Source organism: Paenibacillus sp. SYP-B3998 (assembly GCF_010820665.1).
GTDB lineage: Bacteria > Bacillota > Bacilli > Paenibacillales > NBRC-103111 > Paenibacillus_E.
The window spans coordinates 111901-126302 of record NZ_JAAIKC010000002.1 but is presented as its reverse complement, the minus strand read 5'-3'; the positions used below and the strand labels follow the sequence as shown (position 1 = coordinate 126302).

General features: G+C 45.4%; 15 protein-coding genes. 13 read left to right on the top strand and 2 right to left on the bottom strand.

Translation table 11 applies throughout. The features are described 5' to 3' along the window. Window positions 1–23: 23 nt before the first annotated feature. The 13 genes from GK047_RS08480 (at window position 24) to GK047_RS29185 (ending at window position 12274) form a co-directional block, all read left to right on the top strand. The gene (locus GK047_RS08480) at window positions 24–449 is read left to right on the top strand and encodes a methylglyoxal synthase (protein ID WP_163944177.1); all 426 of its coding nucleotides are present in this window, start codon (window positions 24–26) and stop codon (window positions 447–449) included. Beyond that, window positions 443–1147 carry a bacillithiol biosynthesis deacetylase BshB1 gene (bshB1, locus tag GK047_RS08475; RefSeq protein ID WP_240343859.1) on the top strand — a complete coding sequence of 235 codons (705 nt, stop codon included), beginning with the start codon at window positions 443–445 and terminating at the stop codon, window positions 1145–1147. The genes GK047_RS08480 and bshB1 overlap by 7 nt, the downstream gene beginning before the upstream one ends. 19 nt (window positions 1148–1166) lie before the next feature. Further along, entirely contained in the window at window positions 1167–2339 is a 1173-nt protein-coding gene (gene bshA / locus GK047_RS08470; protein ID WP_163944175.1) for an N-acetyl-alpha-D-glucosaminyl L-malate synthase BshA, read from the top strand. Window positions 2340–2370: 31 nt separating this feature from the next. Further along, the gene (locus tag GK047_RS08465) at window positions 2371–3702 is read left to right on the top strand and encodes a CCA tRNA nucleotidyltransferase (RefSeq protein ID WP_240343858.1); all 1332 of its coding nucleotides are present in this window, start codon (window positions 2371–2373) and stop codon (window positions 3700–3702) included. A gap of 63 nt (window positions 3703–3765) precedes the next feature. Next, window positions 3766–4734, top strand: coding sequence for a biotin--[acetyl-CoA-carboxylase] ligase (locus GK047_RS08460; RefSeq protein WP_163944172.1), 969 nt, complete (start codon window positions 3766–3768; stop codon window positions 4732–4734). 233 nt (window positions 4735–4967) lie between these two features. Next, window positions 4968–5822, top strand: a complete 855-nt coding sequence (gene panB / locus GK047_RS08455) for a 3-methyl-2-oxobutanoate hydroxymethyltransferase (protein ID WP_163944169.1) — start codon at window positions 4968–4970, stop codon at window positions 5820–5822. 26 nt (window positions 5823–5848) lie between these two features. Further along, complete coding sequence (gene panC, locus GK047_RS08450; RefSeq protein ID WP_163945240.1) at window positions 5849–6715, top strand: pantoate--beta-alanine ligase; 867 nt, start codon at window positions 5849–5851, stop codon at window positions 6713–6715. Between the two features lie 31 nt (window positions 6716–6746). Continuing rightward, window positions 6747–7130, top strand: a complete 384-nt coding sequence (gene panD, locus GK047_RS08445; RefSeq protein ID WP_163944167.1) for an aspartate 1-decarboxylase — start codon at window positions 6747–6749, stop codon at window positions 7128–7130. A gap of 99 nt (window positions 7131–7229) precedes the next feature. Further along, window positions 7230–7823 carry a tetratricopeptide repeat protein gene (locus GK047_RS08440; RefSeq protein WP_163944165.1) on the top strand — a complete coding sequence of 198 codons (594 nt, stop codon included), beginning with the start codon at window positions 7230–7232 and terminating at the stop codon, window positions 7821–7823. An 84-nt stretch (window positions 7824–7907) separates the two neighbouring features. Beyond that, window positions 7908–10769, top strand: coding sequence for an ATP-dependent DNA helicase DinG (gene dinG / locus GK047_RS08435; RefSeq protein ID WP_163944162.1), 2862 nt, complete (start codon window positions 7908–7910; stop codon window positions 10767–10769). Continuing rightward, window positions 10766–11386 (top strand): redox-sensing transcriptional repressor Rex, encoded by a 621-nt coding sequence (locus GK047_RS08430; protein ID WP_163944159.1) that lies wholly within the window; start codon window positions 10766–10768, stop codon window positions 11384–11386. Before dinG ends, GK047_RS08430 begins: the two co-directional genes overlap by 4 nt. Window positions 11387–11529: 143 nt before the next feature. Further along, a complete protein-coding gene (locus tag GK047_RS08425) occupies window positions 11530–12054 on the top strand; it encodes a cytochrome P450 family protein (RefSeq protein WP_205516573.1) in 525 nt (174 codons plus the stop codon). Then, window positions 12032–12274 (top strand): cytochrome P450, encoded by a 243-nt coding sequence (locus GK047_RS29185; protein ID WP_205516571.1) that lies wholly within the window; start codon window positions 12032–12034, stop codon window positions 12272–12274. The genes GK047_RS08425 and GK047_RS29185 overlap by 23 nt, the downstream gene beginning before the upstream one ends. A 258-nt stretch (window positions 12275–12532) precedes the next feature. Here the strand turns inward: GK047_RS29185 and GK047_RS08420 are convergent, their stop codons facing one another. Continuing rightward, window positions 12533–13534, bottom strand: coding sequence for an inorganic phosphate transporter (locus tag GK047_RS08420; protein WP_163944156.1), 1002 nt, complete (start codon window positions 13532–13534; stop codon window positions 12533–12535). A gap of 64 nt (window positions 13535–13598) precedes the next feature. Further along, the gene (locus GK047_RS08415; RefSeq protein ID WP_163944153.1) at window positions 13599–14225 is read right to left on the bottom strand and encodes a DUF47 domain-containing protein; all 627 of its coding nucleotides are present in this window, start codon (window positions 14223–14225) and stop codon (window positions 13599–13601) included. Between the last annotated feature and the right edge of the window lie 177 nt (window positions 14226–14402).

Sequence of the window (14402 nt, the reverse complement as noted above, 5' to 3'; positions counted from 1 at the left end):
TCCTAAGGAGTGGTAACTACATCATGTTGAAAATCGCACTAATAGCGCACGATCGAAAGAAAGATGAAATGGTTAATTTTGTTATCGCCTACGAGCATGTATTTGATGGTCATAAGTTATATGGTACCGGAACGACCGGTCAGCGCATTATGGATAGTACGAGCTTAGAAGTTCATCGTTTTATGTCGGGTCCTCTTGGAGGAGATCAACAGATAGGTGCTTTAGTAGCTGAAAATGAAATCGATCTGATTATTTTCCTTCGCGATCCGTTAATGGCCCAGCCGCATGAACCGGATATTATAGCACTTCTACGTCTATGCGATGTTCAGGGAATTCCATGCGCCACTAATGTGGCCACTGCGGAATTGTTAGTTCGTGCTGTAGATCGCGGAGATTTCGCTTGGAGAGAGCTGGTACATAAATATAAACCGGGTGCCCTCGAATGTTGAATAAAATGAGTGAACCCCTAGATATATTGATATTCGGCGCTCATGCAGATGATGCTGAGATCGGCATGGGAGCTACGATTGTCAAACATACAGCCGCAGGCGATAGAGTTGGTATTTGCGATTTAACTTATGCGGAGATGTCTTCCAATGGCACGGTGGAAAAGAGAATGGAAGAAGCCGAGGAAGCGGCGACTATTATGGGATTAGCGATGCGTTCCAATTTAGGGCTGCCCGATCGCGGTTTGTCGCTAAACCAATCGTGTATTGAACGAATCACTTTGGAGATTCGGAAATATAGACCTAAGATCGTTTTTGCCCCTTATTGGCAGGATCGTCATCCAGACCATATTGCTTGCTCTCATTTGATTCAAGAGGCAGTTTTCAATGCGAAGCTACGTAAGTACGCGCCTGAAACTGAGCCTGTGAACGTACAGCAGTTATATTTTTACTTTATTAATGATGTCTATGAAGCTGATCTTATGGTAGATGTAACGGATTATTACGATAAAAAAATTGCAGCGCTGAGCGCCTACCGGTCTCAGTTTGTAACGGGTCAAGACACGGTGGCTACACCACTTAACCAGGGTTATGTAGAACGAGTAGAAGCGCGTGATCGACTTATGGGTCAAAAACGGATGATCCATTACGCGGAAGGGTTCGTTTCGAGATTGCCGCTTCTGGTAGAGCGCTTCAGCTGATTGGGAAATGAGGAAGGGTATGAACGATAAGCTGAAAATTGGAATTACCTGTTATCCAACACTAGGGGGCTCTGGCGTTGTTGCGACGGAGCTTGGCAAGCTGCTTGCCGAGAAAGGGCATGAAGTCCATTTTATTACGCACAGCATGCCTTTTCGATTAGGTAAATTTCATAAAAATATTTTTTATCATGAGGTGGAAGTGAGTGAATACTATGTATTCCGTTATCCGCCTTATGATCTTTCACTTGCGAGTAAGTTGGCACAAGTAGCCAAAATGGAGGATCTTGATCTGCTCCACGTGCACTATGCAATTCCACATGCGGTGTGCGCGCTACTGGCTAAGCAAATGATTGGAAGTAAACTGAAAGTCGTAACAACCTTACATGGGACGGATATAACGGTACTTGGACAAGATCATTCCATCTCAGATTTAATTCGGTATGCGATTAATGAGAGTGATGCAGTTACGGCTGTCTCGAAGGATTTAATCAAAGAGACGAGAGAGTCTCTCGATATTGATCGAGATATTGATTTAGCTTACAATTTTGTCGATAAACGCGTGTATTACCCGCGAGATATTTCAAAGCTTCGTGGGGAGTTTGCGCGACCAGATGAGAAGATTCTGATTCATATATCCAACTTCAGACCGGTTAAACGCGTCCAGGATGTCATTGAAATTTTCGCGAAAGTAAGTAAAACAGTACGTTCACGGTTGCTCTTTGTAGGGGAAGGCCCGGATTTGTCGAAGATGATTTCGAAAGTAAGGGAGCTTGGCCTTACGGATAAGGTGACATTCTGCGGGAAGCAGGATGATGTTGCGCAGGTGATTTCACTCGCGGATGTCATGCTATTGCCGTCGGAGAAGGAGAGCTTCGGACTCGTCGCGTTGGAAGCGATGGCTTGCGGCGTTCCAACGGTGGGCTCTAATGCCGGAGGCATCCCAGAGCTAATCACGCACGGTGAGACGGGTTATTTAGCGGAAACAGGAGATACAGAGAAGATGGCCGAGCATGTGATTCATCTACTCACTGATACAGAGCATTACGAGCAAGTTGTACAGAACTGTTTATATCGCGCTCGGCATACATTTTGCAATGACATCACCACAGTTCAATATGAAGAAATTTATTATCGTGTGTTAGGAAGAGAATTGCCAGAATCTCATCGTATTGTTGACTCGTTTTGTCAGTAGAAGGCTATGGGGTAGTTAGGGGTTTGAATCAATGATGTCAGTTGGTGGTCTGAAAAAAGTATCTGATCATGGAGCGGATTACGTCCTTACCCAACTCATGGCGGCGGGATACGAAGCGTATTTGGTTGGCGGATGCGTGCGTGATGCCGTGCTCCAAAAGCCGATCAAGGATATTGATATCGCGACCTCTGCGTTGCCTGAGCAGGTGATGGAATGCTTTCCGCGAACGGCGCCAACAGGGTTGCAGCACGGAACGGTTACGGTAATATTGAAACAAGGGACTTACGAAGTAACGACATTTCGTACAGAATCTCAGTATGAAAACTTCCGCCGACCCACATCTGTAGCGTATATCTCGGATCTTTCGGAGGATCTGAGACGTCGCGACTTTACAATGAATGCCATGGCGATGGATATGGCGGGTGCAGTGCTTGATCCTTTTGGCGGCCAAAAGGATATCGAGGATGGCATCCTCCGCTGCGTTGGCGCCGCGGAGGAACGATTTGGCGAAGATGCGCTGCGCATGCTTCGCTGCATTCGTTTTGCCTCGACCTATCAACTGGAAATCGAGGCGAAAACATGGGCTGCGCTGTTGGCGCAGGCTTCGCTGCTGCGCCACATCGCAATGGAGCGCGTGCGCAGCGAGCTGCAGCGCATGGTTGAAGGCCCAGCCCCGGCAAGGGCTGTGCGGTTGCTTTTGGCGAGCCGCTTGACGGCGCATCTCAAAAAGCAGCTGCCGCTGCCCTTCGAGCGATGGCTCGCCCACGACGCCGCGCTGGACGTCGTCAGCGCGCTTGCTGAGCAGCATGACCGCTGGGTTCTGCTGCTGATGCTGATGGAGACGCCAGCGGACTCCGTTCGCCAAGCTCTCCAAGAGCTCACCTTCTCCCGTGCGGATATGGACGCGGTAGTGGCCGTGCTGGCCCTGCGCGAGTCGCTGGCCGCGCAGCTGCTTGGCGGCGATACACAGGACGCGGCTTCAGACACGGCAGACCAGCCTTTGCTAGAGCGTGCCTGGAAGTTTGGAGCTGTGCGCCACGGCTCTGCTGCTGCGAGCACGCTGCTACGTGTGCTGCGTGTATTGCCGCAGCCAGATCGAGAAACGGACGGCGAACTTGCACGCTTTCGCTCAAGCATAGTACCAGCCTTGCTGCGGAACGGGGAAGACTGGCTGAGCGAGATTCCTTGTTTCAGTCTGAAAGATCTCCTCCTATCCGGTACAGATTTGGCGGAGCTGACAGGCAAGCCGCCCGGCCCTTGGATGGGAAAGCTGCTTCTACAGCTTTTGGAGTTAACAGCGTTAGGCGAAATCCAAAATGAGCGCCAGGCTTTACTATGCGCCGCGCGCGATGCTTGCAACTAGCGTCGGCGCGGTTTTATGATTTATAAGAGTAATGAAATTACAATAGATCGTGAGTGAGTATTGATGAACGAACGGATCTTAGCCTTATTTGAACAAAATCCGAACGCTTATGTGTCTGGTGAAGAAATCAGCCGCAGCTTGAATGTTAGTCGTACAGCCATTTGGAAGCATATTGCAGCGTTGCGCGAAGCAGGCTACACATTTGAAGCAGCTCCGCGCAAAGGATACAGGTTGCTTGCAAAACCAGACAAATGGAACGTGACGAAGTTGTTAGCAGGGCTCCAAACCAAGGTGCTCGGTAAGAAGCTGCATATTTATGGCGAAGTAGACTCCACACAGACGATTGCACACGCTCTGGTCGCCTCAGGCGCCCCTGAAGGCACTTTAGTATTGGCGGAGTCTCAAACATCGGGGAGAGGCAGAATGGGGCGTAAATGGCATTCTCCAAGGGGGAAAGGGATATGGATGAGCTTGGTTCTCACGCCGCAGATCCCGGTTTTCTTTATGCCGCAGTTAACTTTGCTTAGCGCAGTGGCTCTTTGCAGATCGATTCAGAAAGTGGTAAAGGTGAATATCGGCATCAAATGGCCCAATGACCTCCTGATCGACGGGAAGAAAGTCAGTGGAATTCTCTTGGAAAGCAGCGGTGAGGATGAGCGTCTGAAATATGTGATCGCTGGGATTGGCATTAGTGCGAATCTTAAGGTGGAGGATTACCCGGAGGAACTTCGATCACTTGCCACCTCCTTAGCCATTGCTTCCGGAACCGTCATTCCAAGAGAAACCCTCGTACAAGCTTTTCTTTTAGAATTTGAGGAACTCTACGCTCTTTACTTGGACAAAGGTTTTGCACCCATTCGTTTGCTATGGGAAGCTTTAAGTGTTACGCTTCATCGTCCTATTCGGACCCATACGCATTCAGGTGTGGTTGAAGGAATTGCGGAATCCCTCGACGATTCAGGGGCGTTGACGGTGGTAACAAGCGCAGGAGAAAAGGTAAAGATTTATTCTGGTGATATTGAACTGAAGTAGGAGTATCAAAAGTATGCAACTTTTGGTATAATTGATGTTGAGGCGGTATCCTTTGGGAATTGCACTCTGGTTTGACACATGTTCATAGGTGACATACTACGTAACAAGATGTTGGATTCTGCTCTGAGCCTTAAGGGACCGAGACAGAAGGATCATTGGATTCTTTCTGCATGCGCTCCTTTTAGCTCTAAGCTAAAAGGTTTTTTTATTTTATAGGGAAAGTTGGGATACGCATGGAACAACGCAAGCCTTTGACAACAGTGAAGATGAGAAAGATGAAGCAAGACGGCGTTCCGATTACGATGGTAACGGCATATGACTATCCGTCCGCGAAGCTATCGGAAGAAGCAGGGATTGATATGATTCTCGTCGGAGACTCATTGGGCAATGTCGTCTTGGGTTATGACTCAACGCTACCAGTAACCTTAGAGGATATGGTGTATCATTCACGAGCGGCAGCCAGAGGGGCTAGAAACACATTTATCGTTACGGATATGCCTTTCTTAACGTATCACGGCAGTCTTGACGTTACCTTTCAAGGCGTCGCTCGGTTGATGCAAGAAGGCGGCGCAAGAGCGGTCAAGCTTGAAGGCGGTGCTGAAATTGCCGCAACGGTAGAGGCGATTACTAAAGCAGGAGTTCCCGTTGTAGGGCATCTCGGGCTTACCCCTCAATCCGTTCACCAATTGGGCGGATTCCGAGTCCAGGGACGCAGTTCTGAGCAAGCAGAGAAGCTAATGAGCGATGCTAAAGCGCTTGAACAAGCAGGCGCTTGCGCGATTGTTTTGGAATTGGTGACAGAAGAACTGGCGACTTGGATAACGAAGGAGCTATCTATCCCGACGATAGGTATCGGCTCTGGCGTGCATTGCGATGGTCAGGTACTCGTTTATCATGATCTCCTCCAATATGGACCCGCCAATGTAACCAATAAATTCGTAAAGACGTACGCGAATATTGGGGAGACTATTCGAGCAGGCATTAGCGATTACGTGAAAGAAGTGAAGTCGCGTACTTTCCCAGCTCCAGAAAATACCTTTCATATGGATAATGATGTTGTTCAATATTTGTACGGAGATAAGGAGTAGTGGGTGCGATGAGTGCTGTAAAGACAATGGAAGTCATTTATTCCATCAACGATTTGCGAGCTCGCATTCGCTCGTATCGTCGTAACAACGATCAGTCCGTTGGATTTGTGCCGACAATGGGGTTCTTGCACGAAGGGCATGCTAGTTTGCTAAACGAAGCTCGGCAGCAAAGCGGACTAGTCGTATTAAGCATTTTCGTTAATCCGCTGCAATTTGGGCCGAATGAAGATTTCGAGCAATACCCTCGAAATACCGAACAAGATCTCCAAGTAGCGGAAGCCGCGGGAGTGGATATTGTTTTTATACCTGAGGTTAAAGAGATGTATCCAGTACCGATGCACACGAATGTCAGTGTGACAGGGCTTACTTCTCGTTTATGCGGGGCATCGCGTCCTGGTCATTTTGACGGTGTTGCGACAGTGGTCAGTAAGCTGTTCCATTTGGTACAGCCTGATCAAGCTTTTTTTGGACTAAAAGATGCACAGCAGGTTGCTGTGATCCAACAGATGGTTAATGATCTGAATATCCCTGTAGAGATTATCCCTTGCCCAATTTTACGTGAGCCTAACGGATTAGCGATGAGTTCAAGAAATGTTTATCTGAGTGTGGATGAACGTAAACAGGCCCTTGTGTTGTCGCAATCATTGGAGAAAGCAAAAGATTTCGTACAAGCGAATAGCTCTTATACTTCAGTAGAACTGAAAGAGCTGGTTACTGAACATATTGCTTCGGCTCCGTTAGCTGAAATTGATTACGTTGAAGTGTTAGCATATCCGACCCTGGAACCCTTGGAAAATTCAATCAGTCGTTCTTCTGATCATCCTACTTCTTTCATTATCGCTTTAGCTGTTAAGTTTGGAAAAACGCGCCTTATTGACAATTTAATTTTATAAATTTCAATTTATTATTAGGGAAGTGACAGCCATGTTTCGTACAATGATGAAAGCAAAAATCCACCGAGCTACGGTAACGGAAGCAAATTTGAATTATATTGGCAGTATCACGATTGATGAAGACTTGCTTGACCTTGTTGATATGTACCCGAATGAAAAGGTGCAAATTGTTAATAACAACAATGGAGCGCGTCTTGAAACTTACATTATCCCGGGGCCTCGCGGCTCCGGTGTCATTTGTCTGAATGGTGCGGCTGCGCGATTGGTTCAGACGGGAGATACCGTTATCATTATTTCCTACGCGATGATGACAGAGGAGCAGGCGAAGCATCATCATCCCACAATTGCCATTATGGGCGAAGGTAACCGCGTGGCTCAACTGCTCAAAGAAGAAGCTCATTCAACGATCCTTTAAGAGTGCTTAGTTCCGTAGTTTCGTTACAATTTTATGAATGAAATTGTCGCTGTTTACAAAGAATGAGGATAAGCTTTCGAAGCAAAGGTGGGATGCCAAATGTTTAAGCATTTATTTTCCACAATGAACGAAGTTTTGGAAGAAATCCAAAAAGAATATCCGAGCAGTAATGGGGACAAAAAAGCAGAACTTGATGAGCAATTACAAGTATTAAAAACGATGAGCGACGAGTTTATTGAGGCTTGGCTGCTATTCGAGGAGAAGCTGGGAAAGTTTTACGGGGCCGTACCGATCAGTACTCAAACCCTTCATAATGAGCTCATGGATCTTGACTTGTCCAGTAAGCAAACCGATGAGTTTATGAGGGGACAGGGTTATTACAAGCTGCATATGTACGATCAGGCGATTCTAGAATTCGAAACCCTGATTAAGCGACAGCCGGATTTTTTATTGGCAAGGGTTTATTTGGCAATGGGTTATTTGCGAAAAGGGGAATATGGAGAAGCTTATCGACATTTTCAGTTTCTCCTCCCTCTAACCGAAAATTCGAAAATGAAGGCCATCTCTTACAATGCTATGGGTTGTATCCAAATTCAGAATCAAAATATGGAAAAGGCTTTTGAGTATTTTCAAAAAGCGTACCATACCGATCCTTCCTGCATGGAACCACTAATCAATCTGGATGAATCCTAACGAATTGAAGTAAGTATTCCCTTTTCCTGATGAGATTTGGTATGCTAGGAGAAGAGCAGGACGAAGGGATTGAATGTATACGTCATGAAATTTGCAGTATTGGATTTTGAAACGACAGGAAGCCAATCGACGGATGAGATTATCCAGGTTGGGCTCGTCATTATAGATCAATTTCAAATCGTTGATAGGTATACTTCTCTGGTGAAACCGGGGATCAGTATACCTTCTTCGATTACGACCTTAACGGGAATTACAGATGATATGGTTAAAGACGCCCCGTCGCTCGATCAAGTGATGTCGGATATGTTTCCACTTTTATTCGATTGCGTACTTGTGGGTCATCATGTTTCATTTGATTTAACTTTTTTGCAAAGAGGGCTGACAAAAACGGGGTATCCGCCGTTTTCAGGACGTGTTTTGGATACGATGGATATGTTGCGCGTGCTGTTCCCGTCCATTTCAAGCCTTCAGTTGAGTATGGTAGCCAGCATGTTCGGTTTGGATCATGAGAGACCTCATCAAGCTGATAGCGATGCGGAAGTTACGGCACTCATATGGATTATTTGTTTAGAACGATTGTTGGGATTGCCGCTTTTAACGGTTCAGAGGTTGAATCAAATTCTCGAAAGCGGAGCCAACGATTTAAGCTGGTTTCTGGATGAAATTTGCCTCTTCAAAGAGTCAGAAACAGCTGTCGATACTGATGCGCATCGTTATTTTCGTCAATTTACGATCAATGTGAGTGATTGGGGCGATGAAGCAGCCATCCGCGAAGACGAAGATGTGGATAAGCTTGGATCTTTTTCGCAGTTTCAGGATGGATTAAAGGCTGCGCTTAAGATGAAGTTTGAGGTGTTCGAAGAGCGAGAATCGCAAGAGCAAATGATTCGTGAGGTTGAGCAGTCGCTGGAAAACGATCAGCATTTGATGATTGAAGCAGGAACAGGTACTGGTAAATCACTGGGTTATCTAATTCCTTCTCTATACTATGGCATCAAGAACGAGAAGAAAGTGATTGTTTCAACCCACACGATTAATTTACAAGAGCAGCTTAGAGAAAGGGATATTCCCTTGCTCAAGGATATTTTTCCTGTTAAATTCAATGCCGCTGTGCTTAAGGGAAGAAGTCACTATCTTTGTTTGCGTAAATTCGAGAATAAGCTGACGACGCGTGATTACGAGAACGGTAAGGAAGATCCGCTTACGGCTGCGCAAATGGTTGTATGGCTCAGTGAGACGGAGCATGGGGATGAGGAAGAACTGCATTTCGGCAATAAAGGGGCACAGTTCTGGCATACGGTTGCTAGTGACACGGACTCCTGCTTGAATCGGATGTGTCCATGGTATAAGAAATGTTTCTACCACCGGGCTCGTAACGATGCGAATGCAGCTGATGTTGTCATCACCAATCATTCTCTTTTATTTACGGATATGAAGGCTGAGAATCGGCTTCTGCCGGCTTACAAGCACTTGGTGATCGATGAGGCGCATCACTTTGAAGAAGTGGCAAGCAAGCATCTTGGTATTGAACTACATGCTTCGGCTTTTTATCACTCCTTACTATGGCTATATAAAGATACGCGCAGTGGTCAACTGCCGATGCTCCGCTTTCGTTTGCAGAAATCAGACGATCATCCTGAACGAGTGGCAGCATGGAGCTATACAATCGACACGTTATATCCGAAAATCATCAAAATAAAAGAAGACTGGGATCGTCTAAGCGAGTCCCTCTATGAGCTGCTTTCCTCGAAGAGCGACCCCTCTCAGACGGAAAATTCACAATATGTGCTGAGAGTGAAGCCGGAACTGCTGCCTCCTAACTGGAACGAGCTTCTGATCATGGAGGACAATATATATTTGAATGCAAACGACTTGCTGCGCACATTAGATAAGCTCTTGAGTGAAATCAAAGAGATGCAGGAAGTTTTTGAGGTTCAAGGGTTGGTCACCGATTTGAATGGTACGGTAAAAGAGCTTTACAGCCACAGAGACGCTTTACATTTCTTTATGAAAATGGCGGACGAAGGGTATGTGTACTGGATGGAAGCCGGGACATACGCAAAAGCCAAGTCACTTCAGCTCCTTTCCGTGCCAACTGATGTAAGTGCATTGCTCCAGACGCACTTTTTCGAATTGAAAGAGAGCATAGTGCTTACTTCGGCAACTTTGTCCGTTAACAAATCGTTTCAATATTCGGCTGACCAGCTTGGGCTGCACATTCCGAGGGATGAAGAAACTGGAAAGTTGAAGACGGTGCAGCTGCCATCGCCATTTAATTATAGGGAACAGGCTCTTGTCGTAATCCCTCGGGATTTCCCGACGATTAAAGGACCTTCCGGCGATCCTGTTTATATAAATGCACTTATTGAATCTCTTAGTGATGTAGCACTTGTGACCAAGGGACGCATGCTCATTTTATGTACATCTAATCGGATGTTGAAGCAAATTTACGCAGGAATGAAAGATCGCTTGAAGCCACATGGAATTACGGTGCTTGGGCAGGGCGTAGACAGCGGTAATCGAAGTAAGCTGACCCGTATGTTCCAAGATAATAAGATGTGTGTTCTGCTTGGAACCAGTTCTTTCTGGGAAGGCGTCGACATTCCGGGAGATGCGCTCAGCTGCTTAGCAATTATTCGATTACCCTTTCAACCGCCTAATCATCCGCTTGTTGAGGCCAAATGCGAGAACATTAAGAAGCGTAATGAGAATCCTTTTATGAAGTTTTCCGTTCCTCAGGCCGTTATTCGCTTTAAGCAAGGCTTTGGCAGACTCGTGCGAAGAGCTTCTGATAAGGGGATTGTTATTATTTACGACACGAGAGTCATTGATACGTACTATGGCAAGCACTTCCTCTATTCATTGCCTGGACCAAAGATTGAACATATGACGACGGAGCAAATGTTACCGAGGATTGAGCAATGGATGGGGGAGGTGGAGCAATGAAGACACAAAAAATTTCGGAGGCCGTTGTCCGCCGATTGCCGATTTACTTACGCTTTCTTAATGAGCTTTCAATGAAAAATATCATGACCGTGTCGTCGCAGGATCTTGGTCAGAAGCTGGATTTAAATCCAGCGCAAATTCGGAAGGATTTAGCCTATTTCGGGGAGTTCGGGAAAAAAGGGATTGGCTATGACGTAGCTTACCTGATTGAGAAGATTCGACAAATTTTGAAGCTTGATCGGCACATCCAAGTGGCACTCGTGGGAGCGGGCAACTTGGGGCGAGCCCTATGCAATTATAATACGTACTTACGCAATGATATGAAAATTGTGGCCGTCTTCGACGCTTTGCCAGACAAAGAGGGGGAAACAATTAATAACTTGATTGTACAGCCTATGCAGGAGATGAAGATGACATTAACGAAGCTTGGTGTACGCATCGGGATCATTACTGTCCCTGCTGTAGAAGCGCAAAATGTAGCTAATCAGTTTGTAGAATGCGGAATTGAAGCTATTCTTAACTTTGCTCCTGTTATTATTAAAGTTCCTCCTGAGATTCGTGTTCATCATGCTGATTTTACGACAGATTTGCAAAGCTTAGCGTACTATTTGGATTAAAATAGAGTTGTCTCTCGATTAGCTTTTGAGCTGCTGAGAGGCAGCTCTTTTTTTGTGAGGTGTAGGGATCAAGAAGGACTTGAAAAATCTTATATAAATTAGTTTTTCTAGTCCCTTGAACCATATATCCTACTTATGCTTACATGCGTGAAGCAGCACCAGTTTATCGGGTTGCATTACCGGACGGACAAGGACTTTGGTTGATAACGCGGTACGAAGATGTGTTGTCTGCTCTGAAGGATAGGCGCTTTGTTAAAGACGTGCGCAACACGATGACTCCGGAAGAACTTGCGCAAATGCCGCCCAAGATTGAGTTGATGCGGCAGTTGTCTCAGAATATGCTGGATCTTGACGAACCCAGTCACACCCGATTAAGATCCTTGGTACATAAAGGGTTTACGCCCCGTCTGATCGAACAACTTGGGGGACGCATTCAACAGATTGCGGATGAGCTGTTGGACGAAGTAGAAGAAAGAGGATCCATGGATCTAATTCATGATTTTGCTTACCCGCTGCCCATTATTGTAATCATGGAATTACTTGGTTTACCGCTTGAAGATAGAGAGCAATTCCGCGGACGACAGAACAATTCGCGAGCGAGGATATCGAGTTTGGGGAACGATTATCCCTCGTGGAGAACTGGTATTGTTAGTTATTGCATCGGCTAATCGTGATCCGCAGCAGTTTGCTGATCCAGACGTTTTGAAAATCAAGCGTCAAGAGATTCGGCATCTGGCATTCGGTCAAGGCATTCATTTTTGTTTGGGTGCTCCATTAGCAAGGCTAGAGGGTCAAATTGGCCTTACGACGCTTCTCAGACGGTTGCCTAAGCTGCAATTGGCTATACCGACTGCGGACATACAGTGGAACCCGCAGTTGGTTTTATGAGCGCTAGTAAATCTCCCTGTTGTTTATTAATCAAAACTAGTTTGCCTAGAACCATATGGGCTCATTATTGAAGGAATTGACGTGAAAAAGGAGTATCACAAGTTATTATTCTTAAAATTGCGTGTTTCATCATCAATCAAATATCTTCCTCACATGAAAAAAAGGTACAACCCCGAGTGAACACTTCGAGGTTGTACCTTTTTGGGTGCAAGAAGCAATGGAATTGAATAAAAGAACCGATTTCTTTGTAAGTTTTTATTAAAAAATAACTTTGAACAAAACAAAGTAAATCGAGAAGGCTAATGCAATGCTGATAGGAATCGTAATAACCCAAGTAACAAGCATACGTCCAACAGTTGCCCACTGAACCTCGTGAAACCGAAGGACACTGCCTGTACCGATAATTGCGGAAGAGATGACGTGTGTTGTAGACAATGGTTTTCCAATATGGGTTGAGAATTGAATGACCAAGGATGAGGTTAAATCAGCCGCGAAGCCATTGATCGGCTCGATTTTAACGATTTTACCTGAGATGGTTTTGATAATTCGCCATCCTCCTATGGAGGTTCCTAGTCCCATCGCCAATGCGGCTGAGATTTTAACCCAAAGCGGAACAGTCAAATCCGTTTGGTAATCTGCAGCGACAAGACCGAAAACGATAATCCCCATTGCCTTTTGGGCATCGTTGCCTCCGTGGGAATAAGAGAGTAAACCAGCAGATAAAATCTGTAACGTACGGAACATACGATTTAGCTTTGATCTAGATGTATTCCCTGACCATAGAATGATATATTTAATCAATACCATGATCAGATAACCGAGAACGAAGGCAATAATCGGCGATAAAATCAATATAATAATGATTTGTGTAAAACCACTCCAATTCACGGCATGAAGACCTGCTCCAGCAATAACTGCCCCTGCTAAGGAACCAAGCAATGTATGTGAAGAGGATGAGGGGATTGCTAAATACCAAGTCAGGAGATTCCAAATAATAGCGGCAAGTAAAGCGGCTATGACAATTTCTACACCATTTTCGATTTTTGCCGGGTTGGCGATACTTCCACCAACCGTTTTGGCAACCTCGGATGATACGACCGCTCCAACGAAGTTGAGTGTTGCCGCCATCATGACGGCAACACGGGGGCTTAACGCACGAGTAGAGATCGATGTAGCGATGGCATTGGCCGTATCGTGAAATCCATTGATGAAGTCAAACAACAGGGCAAGTACCACGATGACGATCAGATAAGTTAACATGATTTCCTCCTAAGCGTTTTGCATGAGCAAAACTTTCTTCGTAAGCATAGGACCTGATCGGTTCTTATGAATAACGAAGAACCACACTTTCAAGAATGTTGGCTACGTCTTCACAAGCGTCTGTCGTCTCTTCCAGGCGTTCATAAATTTCTTTCAATTTGAAATCTTCGTAGGGATCTTTGCGCGCAATGAAAATTTGACGAATGCCTTCGCGCATCAAGCGATCTCCGTCATTTTCAAGGCTGTTAATGGCAACCGTATGCTCGGGAATTTGCATATATTTTTTTTTGGAAAGCAGTTTGAACGCGTCCAGCATATGCTGGCAGGACTCAACGATAACTGCTGAAAATTCTTTCATATAACTGTCCGTATGAGAAACGCCGAGATAGTCAAAGCGAGCGATTGTAGCTTCAATGCCATCAGTAACATCATCGACTTTGGACGCCAGTTCCATAATATCTTCGCGATCAAGCGGAGTGATGAATACTTTGTTTAGACCTTTGAAGATTTCATGCGTAATGGAGTCCCCTTCATGCTCCAAGTCATTAATGTCTTTGAGATAGTCGATCGGCGGTTTATCGCCCATCATGGCTGTTCTGAACAATTGAGCGGTTTTCAATGCATTCTCTGCTGCACGGATAAGAAGCTGTAGAAAATCGATTTCGTTCTTTTTCGTAAATAGCGTTGTCATAGAACCCTCCTAAATTTTTCTGTATGTACAAGATTTTGATCGAATTTATGAGATAATCAGACCAAATGAGTGAAAAAACTCACAAAATTAAAAATATCATAATATTCCTATCTAAAGCAACGAAAAATACGTGACACTTTACAATTTCTCAACAAAGTTCGACCTCCTTGATTTTAC

Coding starts and splice junctions, on each gene's coding strand:
- GK047_RS08480 (WP_163944177.1), top strand. CDS start 24: ATGTTGAAAATCGCACTAATAGCGCACGATCGAAAGAAAGATGAAATG.
- bshB1 (WP_240343859.1), top strand. CDS start 443: ATGTTGAATAAAATGAGTGAACCCCTAGATATATTGATATTCGGCGCT.
- bshA (WP_163944175.1), top strand. CDS start 1,167: ATGAACGATAAGCTGAAAATTGGAATTACCTGTTATCCAACACTAGGG.
- GK047_RS08465 (WP_240343858.1), top strand. CDS start 2,371: ATGATGTCAGTTGGTGGTCTGAAAAAAGTATCTGATCATGGAGCGGAT.
- GK047_RS08460 (WP_163944172.1), top strand. CDS start 3,766: ATGAACGAACGGATCTTAGCCTTATTTGAACAAAATCCGAACGCTTAT.
- panB (WP_163944169.1), top strand. CDS start 4,968: ATGGAACAACGCAAGCCTTTGACAACAGTGAAGATGAGAAAGATGAAG.
- panC (WP_163945240.1), top strand. CDS start 5,849: ATGGAAGTCATTTATTCCATCAACGATTTGCGAGCTCGCATTCGCTCG.
- panD (WP_163944167.1), top strand. CDS start 6,747: ATGTTTCGTACAATGATGAAAGCAAAAATCCACCGAGCTACGGTAACG.
- GK047_RS08440 (WP_163944165.1), top strand. CDS start 7,230: ATGTTTAAGCATTTATTTTCCACAATGAACGAAGTTTTGGAAGAAATC.
- dinG (WP_163944162.1), top strand. CDS start 7,908: ATGAAATTTGCAGTATTGGATTTTGAAACGACAGGAAGCCAATCGACG.
- GK047_RS08430 (WP_163944159.1), top strand. CDS start 10,766: ATGAAGACACAAAAAATTTCGGAGGCCGTTGTCCGCCGATTGCCGATT.
- GK047_RS08425 (WP_205516573.1), top strand. CDS start 11,530: ATGCGTGAAGCAGCACCAGTTTATCGGGTTGCATTACCGGACGGACAA.
- GK047_RS08420 (WP_163944156.1), bottom strand. CDS start 13,534: ATGTTAACTTATCTGATCGTCATCGTGGTACTTGCCCTGTTGTTTGAC.
- GK047_RS08415 (WP_163944153.1), bottom strand. CDS start 14,225: ATGACAACGCTATTTACGAAAAAGAACGAAATCGATTTTCTACAGCTT.